The organism is Aeromonas molluscorum 848, from assembly GCF_000388115.1.
In the GTDB taxonomy this organism is placed as follows: domain Bacteria; phylum Pseudomonadota; class Gammaproteobacteria; order Enterobacterales; family Aeromonadaceae; genus Aeromonas; species Aeromonas molluscorum.
Window position 1 is genome coordinate 1 of record NZ_AQGQ01000099.1, and the last position, 15006, is coordinate 15006.

The 15006-nt window shown below is 56.3% G+C and carries 15 protein-coding genes, 2 tRNA genes and 1 pseudogene; 5 read left to right on the forward strand and 13 right to left on the reverse strand.

Annotated elements, in window-relative coordinates:
• From nusA to rlmE, 10 genes are all read right to left on the reverse strand, one after another.
• A partial coding sequence (gene nusA / locus G113_RS13255; RefSeq protein ID WP_005903949.1) for a transcription termination factor NusA occupies nt 1-1420 on the reverse strand: 1420 nt, incomplete at its 3' end.
• A 14-nt stretch (nt 1421-1434) separates the two neighbouring features.
• Nucleotides 1435-1893, reverse strand: coding sequence for a ribosome maturation factor RimP (gene rimP, locus G113_RS13260; protein WP_005903951.1), 459 nt, complete (start codon nt 1891-1893; stop codon nt 1435-1437).
• Nucleotides 1894-2061: 168 nt separating this feature from the next.
• Nucleotides 2062-2138, reverse strand: a tRNA-Met gene (locus tag G113_RS13265).
• A 92-nt stretch (nt 2139-2230) separates the two neighbouring features.
• Nucleotides 2231-2315 (reverse strand) — tRNA-Leu (locus G113_RS13270).
• Between the two features lie 9 nt (nt 2316-2324).
• Nucleotides 2325-2651 (reverse strand): preprotein translocase subunit SecG, encoded by a 327-nt coding sequence (gene secG, locus G113_RS13275; RefSeq protein ID WP_005903953.1) that lies wholly within the window; start codon nt 2649-2651, stop codon nt 2325-2327.
• Complete coding sequence (gene tpiA / locus G113_RS13280) at nt 2652-3416, reverse strand: triose-phosphate isomerase (RefSeq protein WP_005903955.1); 765 nt, start codon at nt 3414-3416, stop codon at nt 2652-2654.
• Between the two features lie 132 nt (nt 3417-3548).
• Nucleotides 3549-4883: a phosphoglucosamine mutase gene (glmM, locus tag G113_RS13285; protein ID WP_005903956.1), complete on the reverse strand. Its 1335-nt coding sequence runs from the start codon at nt 4881-4883 to the stop codon at nt 3549-3551.
• A 17-nt stretch (nt 4884-4900) separates the two neighbouring features.
• Entirely contained in the window at nt 4901-5746 is an 846-nt protein-coding gene (gene folP / locus G113_RS13290; RefSeq protein WP_005903958.1) for a dihydropteroate synthase, read from the reverse strand.
• A 64-nt stretch (nt 5747-5810) separates the two neighbouring features.
• A complete protein-coding gene (ftsH, locus tag G113_RS13295) occupies nt 5811-7763 on the reverse strand; it encodes an ATP-dependent zinc metalloprotease FtsH (RefSeq protein WP_005903960.1) in 1953 nt (650 codons plus the stop codon).
• Between the two features lie 45 nt (nt 7764-7808).
• Nucleotides 7809-8438 (reverse strand): 23S rRNA (uridine(2552)-2'-O)-methyltransferase RlmE, encoded by a 630-nt coding sequence (gene rlmE / locus G113_RS13300; protein WP_005903962.1) that lies wholly within the window; start codon nt 8436-8438, stop codon nt 7809-7811.
• A gap of 98 nt (nt 8439-8536) precedes the next feature.
• Here rlmE and yhbY point away from each other — a divergent pair, with 98 nt between their 5' ends.
• Together yhbY and G113_RS13310 are read left to right on the forward strand one after the other, a co-directional pair.
• Entirely contained in the window at nt 8537-8833 is a 297-nt protein-coding gene (yhbY, locus tag G113_RS13305) for a ribosome assembly RNA-binding protein YhbY (protein ID WP_005903964.1), read from the forward strand.
• A gap of 99 nt (nt 8834-8932) precedes the next feature.
• Complete coding sequence (locus G113_RS13310; RefSeq protein ID WP_005903966.1) at nt 8933-9532, forward strand: hypothetical protein; 600 nt, start codon at nt 8933-8935, stop codon at nt 9530-9532.
• Between the two features lie 60 nt (nt 9533-9592).
• On the opposite strand, the gene greA is transcribed toward G113_RS13310, so the two are convergent.
• The 3 genes and pseudogenes from greA to pomA form a co-directional block, all read right to left on the reverse strand.
• Nucleotides 9593-10069, reverse strand: a complete 477-nt coding sequence (gene greA / locus G113_RS13315; protein ID WP_005903968.1) for a transcription elongation factor GreA — start codon at nt 10067-10069, stop codon at nt 9593-9595.
• Nucleotides 10070-10208: 139 nt separating this feature from the next.
• Complete coding sequence (locus tag G113_RS13320) at nt 10209-11078, reverse strand: flagellar motor protein MotB (RefSeq protein WP_005903971.1); 870 nt, start codon at nt 11076-11078, stop codon at nt 10209-10211.
• Nucleotides 11079-11129: 51 nt separating this feature from the next.
• Nucleotides 11130-11889: pseudogene (gene pomA, locus G113_RS13325) on the reverse strand (flagellar motor protein PomA).
• A gap of 216 nt (nt 11890-12105) precedes the next feature.
• On the opposite strand from pomA, the gene xseB reads away from it, so the two are divergent.
• The 3 genes from xseB to dxs are packed head-to-tail and all read left to right on the forward strand — an operon-like array spanning nt 12106 to nt 15003.
• Nucleotides 12106-12354, forward strand: coding sequence for an exodeoxyribonuclease VII small subunit (gene xseB / locus G113_RS13330; protein WP_005903975.1), 249 nt, complete (start codon nt 12106-12108; stop codon nt 12352-12354).
• A gap of 3 nt (nt 12355-12357) precedes the next feature.
• Nucleotides 12358-13248, forward strand: coding sequence for a (2E,6E)-farnesyl diphosphate synthase (gene ispA / locus G113_RS13335; protein WP_005903977.1), 891 nt, complete (start codon nt 12358-12360; stop codon nt 13246-13248).
• Nucleotides 13249-13269: 21 nt separating this feature from the next.
• The gene (gene dxs, locus G113_RS13340; RefSeq protein ID WP_005903979.1) at nt 13270-15003 is read left to right on the forward strand and encodes a 1-deoxy-D-xylulose-5-phosphate synthase; all 1734 of its coding nucleotides are present in this window, start codon (nt 13270-13272) and stop codon (nt 15001-15003) included.
• Nucleotides 15004-15006 lie beyond the last annotated feature (3 nt).

Consider the following 15006-nt stretch of genomic DNA (forward strand, 5'->3'; position numbering starts at 1 on the left):
CAATATCAGCAAGGTCATCGATGCCTTGCTCTGCCAAGTCTTCCAGATTGCCGATACCGCGAGCAGCCAATGCATAGGCCAATTCGCGATCCAGGCCTTTGAGACCGAGCAGTTCTTCAGAAGGCTCAACACCTTCGAACGATTCTTCTTTGGCCAGGGCCTGGGTAGTCAGGGCATCCTTGGCACGGGTGCGCAGCTCTTCGACCATGTCTTCATCCAGACCGTCGATAGCCAGCAACTCGTTGACCGGTACGAAGGCAATCTCTTCCAGAGTCGAGAAGCCCTCTTCCATCAGCAGACCGGCGAAATCGTCATCGATATCCAGGGTGCTGGTGAACAGGGTCAGGATACGGTCGTTCTCGGCCTGGTGCTTGGCACGCATGTCCTCGACGGTCATGACATTCAGCTCCCAACCGGTCAGTTGGGAAGCCAGACGCACGTTCTGACCGTTACGGCCGATGGCCTGAGCCAGGTTGGCTGCTTCCACGGCGATATCCATGGTGTGGTTGTCTTCATCAACGATGATGGAGGCCACATCGGCCGGGGCCATGGCATTGATCACGTATTGAGCAGGGTTGTCATCGTACAAGACGATGTCAGCGCGCTCGCCACTCAGCTCGGCGGAAACCGCCTGCACACGAGCGCCACGCATGCCGATACAGGCACCGATAGGGTCGATACGACGATCGTTGGTCTTGACCGCGATCTTGGCGCGGGAACCCGGGTCACGGGCGGCGCCCATGATCTCGATCATCTCTTCACCGATTTCCGGTACTTCGATGCGGAACAGCTCTTTGATGAACTCTGGGCTGGAACGGCTGACAAACAGCTGGGAACCACGCGCCTCAGGGCGTACCGCATAGAGCAGACCACGGATGCGATCGCCGGGACGGAAAGTCTCGCGCGGCAGCATGTCGTCACGGAAGATCACGGCCTCGGCATTGCTGCCCAGATCCAGGATCACGTTGTCACGGTTGCTCTTCTTGACCACACCACTGATGATGGTGCCTTCTTTGTCCTTGAACTGATCCACGACCTGGGAACGCTCGGCTTCACGCACTTTCTGCACGATAACCTGCTTGGCGGTCTGAGTGGTGATACGGTCGAAGGTAACAGAGTCAATCTGGTCTTCTACATAGTCACCGATCTGGATCTCGGGATCATCGATCTGAGCCGCTTCCAGGGTGATCTCGCCGTAGGCGTTCTCCATGGAAGCCTGATCGGCGACCACGACCCAACGACGGTAGGTGTCATAGTCACCGGTCTTGCGGTCGATCTCGACGCGAACTTCGATCTCGCCTTCGTATTTCTTCTTGGTAGCCGTCGCCAGCGCAGTTTCCAGCGCCTCGAAGATCTTCTCGCGGGGCACGGCTTTCTCGTGTGACACTGCGTCAACGACCAGCAAAATTTCTTTATTCATATCCGATAGCCTCGTTAACCAAAGTTCGGCACTATGTTCGCTTTTTGGATATTGGTGAAAGCGAACAGCTCGTCCTTACCATCCACCGTCAGGGTGATGGTATCCCCCTGCACGGCTTTGATTACGCCTTTGAACTTGCGGCGGTTATTTGTTGCCATTCGAAGCTGCACCGCCGCCTCCTGGCCAACGTATTTTTCGAACTGGGTAACCTTGAACAGGGGACGATCCAGACCGGGAGAGGAGACTTCCAGGTAGTACTCCTCGGTGATGGGATCTTCAACGTCCATGATGGCACCGGCCTGACGGCTCACCTCGGCGCAGTTTTCAACGGTCACGCCCTGCTCGCTATCTATATAGACACGCAGGGTTGAGTGTTTACCCGCACGGATAAACTCCACACCCCAAAGTTCAAAACCCAAGGCTTTGATAGGCGCCTCGAGCAGATCGGTCAAACGCTGTTCCAACGTAGCCAAAGTTACCCTCCGAAAAAAACAAAAAAAGGGCATATAGCCCAGATGAAGTACAAAGTCAGAGTAAATTGCACATAACAAAAAGCCCCGATGTCAAATCGGGGCTTGGCGCTGTACCCTGATTGTCGCCTCGCAGCGACCGCTTTCCTGAGCGAAGGAATGCGTGAAATTTGGTTGCGGGGGCCGGATTTGAACCGACGACCTTCGGGTTATGAGCCCGACGAGCTACCATGCTGCTCCACCCCGCGTCCGAAATCGTGCGAGATTATAGCCTTATCCGTCTTTTCGTACAAGAAAGAAGGGCCATAATATACCTGGTCACCCAGGCTCACTACTTAATTGGTGCCGTGGGCGGGACTCGAACCCGCACACCCTAGAGCACTACCCCCTCAAGATAGCGTGTCTACCAATTCCACCACCACGGCAAAACTCACTCAGTTGGGAACGTCGGAATCTTTCTTCACCGGCGTTTCAGTCTGCTCAACCTGTTGGGTTTGTTGCAGATTTTCCCACTCGCTACCCTGTTTAGCTTTGTGGCCAGACATGGAGCCAAGCACCAGGCTGATAACAAAAAACAGAGTTGCCAAAATTGCTGTTGTTCGGGTCAGGAAATTACCTGAACCACTGGAGCCAAATACAGTATTTGATGCCCCTGCGCCGAAGGAGGCGCCCATGTCAGCCCCTTTACCTTGCTGTATCATCACCAGACCAATCAGTGTCAGTGATACCAGCAGATAAACGACTAAAAGAATTTCGTACATTTAACTTGCACCCTTTGCCGCTTCAACAATTCCTAAGAACGCCTGGTCATCGAGGCTTGCTCCACCAATCAGACCGCCGTCAACGTCGGGCTGGGCAAACAAATCTCTCGCATTGGCCGGTGTCAGGCTCCCACCATAGATGATTCTAACTTTATCACCTATTACCGGAGTATCCTCCGCCAAGCGACCACGAATAAAGGAATGAACCTCTTGTGCCTGCTCGGGTGTGGCGCATTTACCTGTGCCTACAGCCCAAATCGGCTCGTAGGCGATAATAGCATTATCGAATGCCATCGCGCCATTCTTCTCTAGGACTATGTCCAGCTCCTCGGCTATCACTTCGAAGGTGCGCCTCGCCTGCCTTGCTGCTCCTGACTCACCCAAACAAAGTATGGGTATCAAGCCTGCCGCTCTGACGGCCGCGAACTTCTCCGCGACAATGAAACTGGTTTCTCCAAAGAGACGCCTACGCTCGGAGTGCCCTACGATAACGTATCGACACCCTGCCTCAATCAGCATCTCACACGAGACCTCTCCCGTATAAGCGCCAGACTTGTGCTGACTCACACTCTGAGCCCCCAACTTCATCAAACTCTGCTCCGCGAGCAGGTTAGATGCAAAGTCGAGATGCACATGGGATGGACACAGTACAGTTTCGACATCATCACTCAACCCTTTGAGGCAAGCGGTGGTGAACCTTTCTAACTGCGACCTGCTACCGTGCAACTTCCAGTTGGCTGCTACAAACGGCTTCCGGTTTCCCATCGGCAAACTCCCTTGCGAAAGCGAGGCAGATAATATCCAGAGGACATTGAACTGACAAGCGCTATTTATGATTTTTTGAATCGTTTGAACAAGATACAACCAGGGCGGTGTAAAAACCGCCCTCATCGCTTATTAAAACGCCGATTTTACCTGTTGAGCAATGCGTTCGGCCATGTCACGAACCAGCTCCTCTTGCTCACCTTCCACCATGACACGGATCAGCGGTTCAGTGCCCGACTTGCGCAGCAGCACCCGCCCACGACCAGCCAACTCTTGCTCAACCTTTTTCACCTCGTCGAGCACGGCTGGCGAAGTCAGGGGATCCTGTCCTTCGGCAAAGCGCACATTGACGAGTATCTGAGGGAACTTGCTCATGCCAGAGCGCAGCTTGGCAAGGGGCATCTCGGCAGTGCACATGGCTGTGAGCACCTGCAGGGCGGCAACGATACCATCTCCTGTGGTGGTCTGATCCAGGCAAATGATATGGCCCGAGTTCTCGCCACCGATGCGCCAACCTTTCTCGTTGAGCATCTCCAGCACATAGCGATCACCCACCTTGGCACGGGCAAAGGGGATCCCTAACGTTTGCAGCGCCAGCTCAAGGCCCATGTTGGCCATCAGAGTACCGACCACGCCGCCTTTGAGGCGGCCATTGCGCAAGGCATCCCGAGCGATGATATAGAGGATCTCGTCACCATCGATGATGTAACCCGCGTGATCGACCATGACCAGGCGATCCCCATCACCATCGAAGGCGATACCCAGATCAGCCTTAGTCTCCAGTACCTTGGCAACCAGCGCCTCAGGCGCGGTAGAGCCAACCCCTTCATTGATGTTGAGGCCATCCGGGCTGCAACCAATGGCAATCACCTCGGCACCCAACTCACGAAACACGGAAGGTGCTATGTGATAGGTGGCGCCATGGCCACAATCTATCACCATCTTGAGTCCCTCCAGGCTGAGGTTGGAGGGGAAGGTGCTCTTGCAGAACTCGATGTAACGACCCGCGGCATCCTCGATACGCACCGCCTTGCCAAGCTCGGCCGACTCGACGCACTTGAGCTCGTTGTCGAGTTCAGCCTCGATGGCCAGTTCGACCTCGTCCGGCAGCTTGGTACCGTCGGCGGAGAAGAACTTGATGCCGTTATCATAGAAAGGGTTGTGGGATGCACTGATGACGATCCCCGCTTCGGCGCGGAAAGTGCGGGTCAGATACGCCACTGCGGGGGTAGGCATGGGCCCCATCAGTATCGCCTTGAGACCAGCGGCTGAGAGGCCCGCTTCCAGCGCCGATTCCAGCATGTAACCGGAGATACGGGTATCCTTGCCGATCAGCACCTTCTTGGTACCCTTTTTGGAAAGCACCTTACCGGCAGCCCAACCCAGCTTCATCACGAAATCCGGAGTGATTGGGTATTCACCCACCTTGCCGCGTACCCCATCGGTACCAAAGTATTTTCTAGCCATGGTTTGTTCTCGTTATTTTATTTGGAGTTAAAATCATTTCCCGTTGTTGCCAACCAACCGATGCGCAGCGCATCCATGGTTTCGCGCACGTCGTGCACCCTTATGATGCGGGCTCCCTGTTGCATCCCTATCAGGGCGCAAGCCAGGCTGCCGGCGAGGCGCTCGTCGACAGTGCGACCAAGCAAGCTGCCTATCATAGACTTTCGCGACATCCCCACCAAGAGTGGCAAACCATAATCGAGCAAGGCGGCTTGCCTTGCGAGCAGTTGATAATTGTGCGCGAGAGTCTTGCCAAAGCCATAACCCGGGTCGAGCAGCAGCTGCGCACGGGGAATGCCAACGGCAAGACAGGCGGCGATCCGTTCATCAAAGAAAGCCCTCACCTCCCCCACCAGGTCATCGTAATGAGGTTCGGCCTGCATGGTTCTTGGCTGCCCCTGCATGTGCATCAGACAAACGGGCACGTCAGCCTGCGCCGCAGCGGCCAGAGCCCCTGGCTCCAGCAGGGCACGCACATCATTGATAAGGTGACCGCCAGCAGCGCACCCCTCGCGCATCACTATGGCCTTGGAGGTATCGAGGGAGATCATCACCTCCAGTTCGCGGGCGATCCGCTCAACCACCGGCACCACCCTATCCAGTTCTTCCTGCTCACTCACATCGGGGGCACCAGGGCGAGTCGACTCCCCTCCTATGTCGATCAGGGTGGCACCATCGCTCACCATCTGGCGGGCATGGTTAAGCGCCTGCTCTATCTGATTGAAGCGGCCGCCATCGGAGAAGGAGTCCGGGGTCACATTGAGGATCCCCATGACATGGGGACGGTCGAGGGAGAGGCTGATCCCCTTGCTGGATAACTGCATGTTCGAGTCCATTTTCATCAATGAAAAAACCCCGGGCGAGCCCGGGGTTTGAGAGAGAAAAATCTTATTTGGCCGGAACGTCGTTGGCTTTGTCGATATCGACATTAGCCTCTTTCGGCTCCTCGGCTTTTACCTCTTCAGGTTCAGCCTTGGTCGCACTACCGCCGTTTGGCGTATCACCGCTGTGATCGTCATGCCAGTTGCTGGGAGCACGCACCTCGCGACGGGACATCAGATCTTCGATCTGTTTGGCGTCGATGGTTTCGTACTTCATCAGCGCATCCTTCATGGTGTGCAACACATCCATGTTGTCCATGAGGATCTGCTTGGCGCGATCATAGTTGCGATCGATGACCAGTTTGATCTCTGCATCAATGATGCGGGCAGTATCATCGGACATGTGCTTGGCCTTGGCCATGCTGCGTCCAAGGAATACCTCGCCATCTTCCTCTGCATAGAGCATGGGGCCGAGACGCTCGGACATCCCCCACTGGGTCACCATCTTGCGCGCTATGTCGGTAGCACGTTCGATGTCGTTGGACGCCCCTGTCGATACCTTTTCGGCACCGTAGATCAGCTCTTCCGCCAGACGACCGCCGTACAGGCTGGAGATCATGGACTCCAGATGCTGCTTGGAGTGGCTCCAGCGATCTTGCTCAGGCAGGTACATGGTCACACCTAGCGCACGACCGCGGGGAATGATCGAGACTTTATAGACGGGATCGTGATCCGGCACCATGCGACCTATGATGGCATGGCCAGCCTCATGGTAAGCCGTCATCTCCTTCTCGGACTCCTGCATCACCATGGAACGACGTTCGGCGCCCATCATGATCTTGTCCTTGGCACGTTCGAACTCGGACATGGAAACCACGCGGCGACTCTCACGCGCCGAGAACAGGGCTGCTTCGTTGACCAGGTTGGCCAAGTCGGCACCGGAGAACCCCGGAGTACCACGCGCAATAACGGCAGCATTGACATCATCGGCCAACGGTACCTTGCGCATGTGCACTTTCAGGATCTGCTCACGGCCACGCACATCCGGCAGACCAACCACAACCTGACGATCGAAACGACCCGGACGCAGCAGGGCAGGATCCAGCACGTCAGGACGGTTGGTCGCGGCGATGACGATGATGCCTTCATTGCCTTCAAAACCATCCATCTCAACCAGCATCTGGTTCAGGGTCTGCTCACGCTCGTCGTGACCACCGCCCAAACCAGCGCCACGCTGACGACCGACCGCATCAATTTCATCGATGAAGATGATGCAGGGCGATGACTTCTTGGCCTGTTCGAACATGTCACGTACCCGGGAGGCACCCACACCGACGAACATCTCCACAAAATCGGAACCCGAAATAGTAAAGAAGGGTACCTTGGCTTCCCCTGCAATGGCCTTGGCCAGCAAGGTCTTACCGGTACCGGGCGGGCCGACCAGCAACACGCCTGTCGGGATCTTGCCACCCAGCTTCTGGAACTTGGAAGGATCGCGCAGATAGTCAACCAGCTCCTTCACCTCTTCCTTCGCTTCGTCACAGCCTGCGACGTCACCGAAGGTGGTCTTGATCTGTTCTTCACTCATCAGGCGAGCCTTGCTCTTGCCAAACGACATGGCACCCTTGCCACCGCCGCCTTGCATCTGACGCATGAAGAAGACCCAGACACCGATCAGCAACAGCATCGGGAACCAGGAGATGAAGATGGACGTCAGCAACGACGGCTCTTCCGGCTTCTCACCCATGACTTTCACATTGTGATTGAGCATGTCGTTGAGCAGCTGGGGATCCGGCGCCGGAATGATCGTTTGGAAACGCTCACCGGTGCGCTTGACGCCATTGATGACCTTACCGTCCATCCGCACTTCGCGGATCTGCTCTTGGGCCACTTCTTTTACAAAGCTGGAATAGTCCAGCTGGCGACTGGTGGTATCACTGGGGCTGAAGCTATTGAATACCGACATCAGCACGACGGCGATGACCAGCCACAGGATTAAGTTTTTCGCCATGTCACTCAAATCAGTAACCTCGCAGACTGACAGTTAACGCTAAAAGGTAGGGTACTACAGTTTAAAACCGGTAGCCACAATGTACACTTCGCGCGAGCGGGCTCTTGATGAGTCCGGCTTGCGTATCTTGACTGCAGTAAAAAGTTGTCGTATTTCATTGAGATAGATATCAAATCCCTCCCCCTGAAACACCTTGGCCACGAAACTGCCATTCGCGCGCAGTACTTGGTTGCACATGTCCAGTGCCAGCTCGACCAGATACATGGCTCGCGCCTGATCCACCTGCTGAGTACCGCTCATGTTGGGCGCCATGTCAGACATGACTACGTCCACCTTGTCAGGCCCCACCCGCGCCAGCAGCGCAGCCAGGACAGTTTCCTCCCGAAAGTCCCCTTGCAGGAAATCGACACCAGCGATGGAATCCATCGGCAGAATATCACATGCGATGACACGCCCATTGTCACCCACCTGATCGATGGCAAACTGGGACCAGCCACCGGGAGCGGCGCCAAGATCCACAACCGTCATGCCGGGTTTGAGCAATTTGTCCTTATCCTGGATCTCGTCAATCTTGAACACAGCACGAGATCTCAGCCCAAGTTTCTGGGCTTTTTTGACGTAATGGTCGTCGAAATGCTCTTTCAACCAGCGAGTTGAGCTGGGGGAACGTTTTTTCTGGGTCATGGTGATCGGCTTTAAAAAACCACAAGGGTTATTAGTATTAAGGGCTAAGTGGGGGTAGAATACGCCCCTTTCAACCCTGACTTATGAAGAATTTTGCCATGATGCTCAACAATAAACAGAAACAGTACCTCAAGGGCTTGGCCCACAGCCTGAAACCCGTCGTACTGCTTGGTCAACACGGCCTGACAGAAGGCGTTCTGGCCGAGATCGATCTTGCACTGGCCCATCACGAGCTGATCAAGGTGAAAGTTGCCGCCGAAGATCGTGAGATGAAGGCCCTGGTCATGGAAGCCATCGTTCGCGAAACAGGTGCCATCAAGGTACAGAGCATGGGTCATGTACTGACCATCTATCGCAAAGCCAACGAACCCAAGATCCAACTGCCCCGCAAGTAAGAGAGAGCACTGCTCTCTCCCTCATTCCCCTCTTCCTAAGTCGCTTGCCAAAGTAGTCGCCGGGGCCTTAACCTGCGATGAATACTTGGAAACGACACCATGGATCACCAGCAGATACTCACTGACGAAGAACTGACCATGTTGCGGGAGCTGGGGAAAGACCAGGAGTCAGCCGCCGGGCAATCCCTGAGCGGCTATCTGGATACCCCCCTGCTTGGCCTGCTGCAACGAGCCGACATGCTGGCACTGGAGGCCCGCTTCGCCGGTCATCAGCTCCACTTCCCTCTCTATTTCACCCAAGGTGAGGACGGTTTCCTCGAGCCCCGTATCGCAGCCCCCGTCATTCAGGAGCTCAGCCACGAACATCCCCGCGCCTGGCGCCTGGATACAAAAGGCCGGCTACAGCTGAGCGGAGGAAATTACCAGGTCACCAGCCTCTCTCTCAATGGCCTCATCGTCCAGCAACTGCCCAGCCACCTAAAACGGGGGGATGCCGTCAGTGCCATCTTGATACTGGATGAGTTGGCGCCTCTTGCACTCAGTGGCGTCCTGATCCGCGAGATTCGCAACCAGCAAACCAGTATCGGCTGGGCCATCAACTTCCAGATGAACGAGGCGGATCAGGAACGGCTGCGTGGCTGGATGTTCCAGCACCACCAGAGCACCTTCACTCAGGCTTATGCGCCGCCAGCGCAATGAAGCAGACGCACAAATGACAAGAGGGGAGCCTGGCTCCCCTCTTCGCTGTCACGCACCCGATTACAGGTAGTCGACGCTCAATACTTCGTATTCCACATCCCCCGCCGGGGTCTTGACGATGGCGACATCATCCACTTCCTTGCCGATCAGGGCACGGGCTATGGGAGAGTTCACCGAGATGAGGTTCTTTTTAATATCAGCCTCATCGTCACCCACTATGCGGTAGGTCACCTCTTCTTCTGTCTCCGACTTGAGCAGATTGACCGTGGCACCAAAGATGACGCGACCATTGTTGGCTATCTTGGTGACATCGATGATCTGGACATTGGAGAGTTTGGCTTCAATTTCCTGAATGCGGCCCTCACAGAAGCCTTGCTGCTCACGGGCGGCATGGTATTCGGCATTCTCTTTCAAATCACCATGCTCACGGGCATCAGCAATCGCTTCGATAATTTGCGGACGCAGCTCGGTCTTAAGATAATCGAGCTCTTTGCGCAGCTGCTCGGCGCCGCGCACAGTCATCGGAGTAGGATTCATAGTCAAAACCTGAGTTGCTTGAAAATGAGACAGCGGCTGTCAAAGAGAGCCGCTGCCATCGGTTTGGATGAGGTATCTTAATATGAAGTCAGGGGAAAATCCATGATCCCCCCCGCCACGCCATCATCCTCTACCCAGCTTAATTAACCCCTTTTGGCAGTTCAATCGGCGCCGAAGCACTCGGCTTGCCCTGCATGATAGCGATCTCGACCCGGCGGTTGGTACTGCGGTTCTCGGTCGAGTTATTCAGTACCAGAGGCTGAGTGTCGGCCATGCCTTGCACCACAAGGCGACTTTGATCAAAACCTGGCACCTTGAGCATCTGATGCGCAACGGCTACCGCCCGCTGGGAAGAGAGTTCCCAATTGGAGTTGAACAGCTCATTCTCCGTCGCTACGTCATCGGTATGACCGGAGACGGTGATCTCTCCAGGCACATCTTTGAGCAGGCTGGCGACCCTGCGGATCACTGGCCAGAACTGGGGTTGCAGGAAGGCAGAGCCCGCCGGGAAGGAGGCTTTCTCACGAATGCGAATAATGATTTGCTGGCCGAGGGACTCTATCTCGATGGCGCCATCCTGGATCTGATCCTGGAGTTGCTCCGCCAACTTCTTGGCCAACTCATTGGATTGGGCCTGTTGCTGTTGTTGCTGCTCCTGCTGTGCCTGTTCGCTGGTCTTGCCCCCCGTCAGATCACCCGCATCCTTCTGCTGACCACCGGACTGATCGGCTTCCCCCGGCTGAAACTCCAGCTCGGTCTGGGTCATGTCGATGGTCTGCTGCATGATGGTATCTATCGGTGTCGGCTCTGGTCGCCCCGGCCTGAACTCCTGGGCGATGACAGAGGTTCCCTTGGGGATATCCTTGACCTCCAATAAATTCTGCACCCCGAATGCGTACTTCATGGAGCCGGCGATCTGTTTGAACTTAAGGACATCCATCTCTGCAAACGAGAGCAGCAGTACAAAAAAGCACATCAGCAGCGACATCAAATCGGCGAAGGTACCCATATAGGCTGGCAGGCCGGGAGGAGGACAGTTGCAGTTTAGACATGGCGATTCCTACTCGGTGCCTGCATTACGCTTGGACTGATGCAGGTAAGTTTTGCAGCATGGACTGGATCACGCGAGGGTTCTGGCCATCCTGGATGCCCATGATGGCGTCCAGGATCAACGCCCGCGAGAGGCGCTCCTCACCGCTGCGCAGTTCCAGCTTGTCAGCAATGGGAATGGCAAACATGTTGGCTTCAATAGCACCATACAGAGTGGTCAACAGGGCAACGGCCATGGCCGGTCCGATGGATTTGGGGTCGCTCATGTTAGATAACATGGCCACCAGCCCCACGAGCGTACCGATCATTCCCATGGCAGGGCCGAGATCCCCGAGGGCACGAAACACCTTGATGGCAATGACATGCCGATCCGAGGTGAGCTCCATGTCTTTCTCCATCACGGCCCGCACCACTTCGGCATCATGGCCATCGACCAGCATGTCGATGCCCTTCTTCATGAAACTGTTGGGGATCTCCGCCGCCTCTAACGCCAGGAAGCCCCCCTTGCGCGCAGCATCCGCCAGTTCGACCGCTTTTTGGATAAGATCATCGATTTTCTCGCCTTTGTGGATGAATGCCTTGCCGGCAATCTTGAAGGCGCCGAAAAACTGGCCAACGTTAAACTTCATCATGGCAATGAAGATGGAGCCCAGCACTGTGATACAGATAGAGGGCACATCGACGAACATGGAGAGGGAGCCCCCCAGTATCATGCCGTAGATCACCACCGAAAAACCGAGCACTATGCCGATAAGACTACCTAGATCCACGCCACTACTCCTGTCAGCCGATTCTTGAATTCATTATATTTCATTGAATTTTCTGCTATTGCATCCCAAGCAGCAAGCTCGAAAGTGCGCACTTGCCCCTTGTCGCCTTATATATCGGCAGCGATGGCCAGAGTTTGAGGCAATGACGCTTTCACGCTCCCCCCCAAGGGGCGAGGATGTTAAGATGAGCCGTTTTTTCAATCCTCGAGGATGAACATGGCCGTTAAGAAAATCGACCGACTGAGTTTTGATGCCACCTTGGAAGAGTTGGAAACCATTGTTCATCAACTCGAGCAAGGCGCCCTCCCCTTGGAAGAGGCACTGAAACAGTTCGAGCAGGGCATACATCTGGTGCGAGCCGGTCAGCAGAAACTGGAGCAGGCCGAGCAAAAAATCCAAATTTTGCTGAGCCAGGCCGATGGCAGCGAACAGGCTGTCCCCTTCGAACCCGAGCAAGGAGCCTGAGCCGTGTCGCTGGATAGTTTCTCTCGTCTGCATCGCCAGCGTATCGATGATCGGCTGTCACAACAGCTCGATGCCCTGCCCGCCATGGCCCCGCGTCTGCGCGACGCCATGAAATACGGCCTGTTGTTGGGCGGTAAACGGGTGCGCCCCTTCCTGGTCTACGCCGTCGGCGAGATGTTGGCCGTGGAGGCTGACCTGCTCGATGGCCCGGCGGCGGCGGTTGAGTGCATTCACGCCTATTCCCTGCTGCACGACGATCTGCCCGCCATGGATGACGACGATCTGCGTCGTGGTCAACCCACGGTTCACAAAGCGTTCGATGAAGGCACCGCCATACTGGCGGGAGATGCCCTGCAAACCCTGGCATTCTCTATCCTGGCTGATCACCCCATGCCTGAGGCATTGATGGCAAACCGGGTCCGTATGCTGAGTACCCTGGCCCGCGCCTCGGGTTATCTGGGCATGTGCGGCGGGCAGGCACTGGATCTGCAAGCCGAGGGGCGGCAGATCAGCCTGTCCGAACTCGAACAGGTACATCGCCACAAGACGGGGGCGCTCATCGAATGTGCTGTCACCCTGGGGGCCCTGTGCAAGGCCGATATAGCACTACAGACCCTGAACGCACTGCAAGAATATGCCGCCGCCATAGGCCTCGCCTTCCAGGTGCAGGATGACATCCTCGACATCACCGGTGATACCGCCACTCTGGGCAAGCCCCAGGGCTCGGATCAGGCGCTGGCCAAGAGCACCTATCCGGCACTGCTCGGTCTGGAACAGGCCCGTGAGCTGGCTCGCGAACTGCACGGCAAAGCCTTAACAGCCCTGCGCCCTTTGCCCTACAATACCGATATTCTGGAAGCGTTTGCCGATTACATCATCGAGCGAACCCACTGAACGCTGGATAACAGTAACAATATGAGCGTTGATATAAGCAAGTTCCCCAACCTGGCCCTCGCTGATACCCCGGTTGAGCTAAGATCCCTGCCCAAGGAGCGTCTGCCTGTCCTGTGCAACGAGTTACGTGAGTACTTGCTGCGCTCGGTGAGCCGTTCCAGTGGGCACTTTGCCTCTGGTCTCGGTACTGTCGAACTGACGGTCGCCCTGCATTACGTCTACAACACCCCCTTCGATAGGCTGGTGTGGGACGTGGGCCATCAGGCCTATCCCCACAAGATTTTGACCGGACGGCGCGAGCGTATTCATAGCATTCGCAAGAAAGATGGTCTGCACCCCTTCCCCTGGCGTGGCGAGAGCGAATATGACGTGCTCTCGGTCGGCCACTCCAGCACCTCCATAGGTGCCGCTCTCGGCATGGCTGTCGCCGCCGAAAGTGAAGGGTTGGGCCGCAAGGTGGTTGCCGTCATTGGTGATGGTGCCATCACCGCCGGCATGGCCTTCGAGGCACTCAATCACGCAGGGGACGTCCACAAGGACATGCTGGTGGTGCTTAATGACAACGAGATGTCCATCTCGGAAAATGTCGGCGCCCTCAATAATCACCTCGCCCGCATCATGTCGGGCAAGCTCTACACCACCATTCGCGAAGGGGGCAAGAAGGTGCTGTCCGGCCTGCCTCCCGTCAAGGAACTGGCTAAACGCGCAGAGGAACACCTCAAGGGCATGGTTGTGCCCGGCACCCTGTTCGAAGAGTTTGGTTTCAACTACATAGGCCCCATCGACGGTCACGATATCGATGCGCTGGTCGAGACCCTGCGTAACATGCGCAACCTCAAGGGTCCCCAGCTGCTGCATATCAAGACCAAGAAGGGCAAAGGCTACGAGCCTGCCGAGAAGGACCCCATCGGTTATCACGCCGTGCCCAAGTTCAACCCGGACGAATGGGCACTGCCCAAGTCCACCCCGGGCAAGCCGAACTTCTCGGCCATCTTTGGCCAATGGCTGTGCGACATGGCTGCCGTAGATGAGCGTCTGGTTGGCATCACTCCCGCCATGCGCGAGGGCTCTGGTCTGGTCAAGTTCAGTCAGCAGTACCCCAGCCGCTACTTCGATGTGGCCATTGCCGAACAGCACGCGGTGACCTTCGCCGCCGGTCTCGCCATCTCGGGCCAGAAACCGGTAGTGGCCATCTATTCGAGCTTCCTGCAACGGGCCTATGACCAGCTGATCCACGATGTGGCCCTGCAAGAGCTGCCGGTACTGTTTGCCATCGACCGCGCAGGCCTAGTCGGTGCCGATGGTCCAACCCATCAGGGCGCCTTTGACATCAGCTTCCTGCGTACCGTGCCGAACATGGTGGTCATGACCCCATCCGATGAGAACGAATGCCGTCAGATGCTCTACACCGGTTATCAGTGCAACCAGCCTGCAGCGGTGCGCTACCCGCGCGGCAGTGGCTGTGGCATCGAGGTTCAGACCGAGATGCAGGCGCTGGCGCTGGGCAAGGGACGCATTATTCGCAAAAGAAAGGGGCAAGAGGGTCAAGGCATCGCCATATTGGCGTTTGGCACCCTGCTCCATCAGGCCAAGGCTGCCGCCGAAGCACTGGATGCCACCCTGGTAGACATGCGCTTCGTCAAACCCATGGATGACGCCCTGGTGCTCTCTCTGGCCGCCAGCCACTATGAGTTCGTCACCATAGAGGACAACGCCATCATGGGCGGTGCCGGCTCTGCGGTGAACGACTGCTGATGC

What these genes read in the sequence shown, in the direction of transcription:
- rlmE (WP_005903962.1), bottom strand. Translation starts at nt 8,438, where the DNA reads ATGACCCAGAAAAAACGTTCCCCCAGCTCAACTCGCTGGTTGAAAGAG.
- folP (WP_005903958.1), bottom strand. Translation starts at nt 5,746, where the DNA reads ATGCAGTTATCCAGCAAGGGGATCAGCCTCTCCCTCGACCGTCCCCAT.
- xseB (WP_005903975.1), top strand. Translation starts at nt 12,106, where the DNA reads ATGGCCGTTAAGAAAATCGACCGACTGAGTTTTGATGCCACCTTGGAA.
- dxs (WP_005903979.1), top strand. Translation starts at nt 13,270, where the DNA reads ATGAGCGTTGATATAAGCAAGTTCCCCAACCTGGCCCTCGCTGATACC.
- tpiA (WP_005903955.1), bottom strand. Translation starts at nt 3,416, where the DNA reads ATGGGAAACCGGAAGCCGTTTGTAGCAGCCAACTGGAAGTTGCACGGT.
- G113_RS13320 (WP_005903971.1), bottom strand. Translation starts at nt 11,078, where the DNA reads ATGGGTACCTTCGCCGATTTGATGTCGCTGCTGATGTGCTTTTTTGTA.
- yhbY (WP_005903964.1), top strand. Translation starts at nt 8,537, where the DNA reads ATGATGCTCAACAATAAACAGAAACAGTACCTCAAGGGCTTGGCCCAC.
- greA (WP_005903968.1), bottom strand. Translation starts at nt 10,069, where the DNA reads ATGAATCCTACTCCGATGACTGTGCGCGGCGCCGAGCAGCTGCGCAAA.
- G113_RS13310 (WP_005903966.1), top strand. Translation starts at nt 8,933, where the DNA reads ATGGATCACCAGCAGATACTCACTGACGAAGAACTGACCATGTTGCGG.
- glmM (WP_005903956.1), bottom strand. Translation starts at nt 4,883, where the DNA reads ATGGCTAGAAAATACTTTGGTACCGATGGGGTACGCGGCAAGGTGGGT.
- secG (WP_005903953.1), bottom strand. Translation starts at nt 2,651, where the DNA reads ATGTACGAAATTCTTTTAGTCGTTTATCTGCTGGTATCACTGACACTG.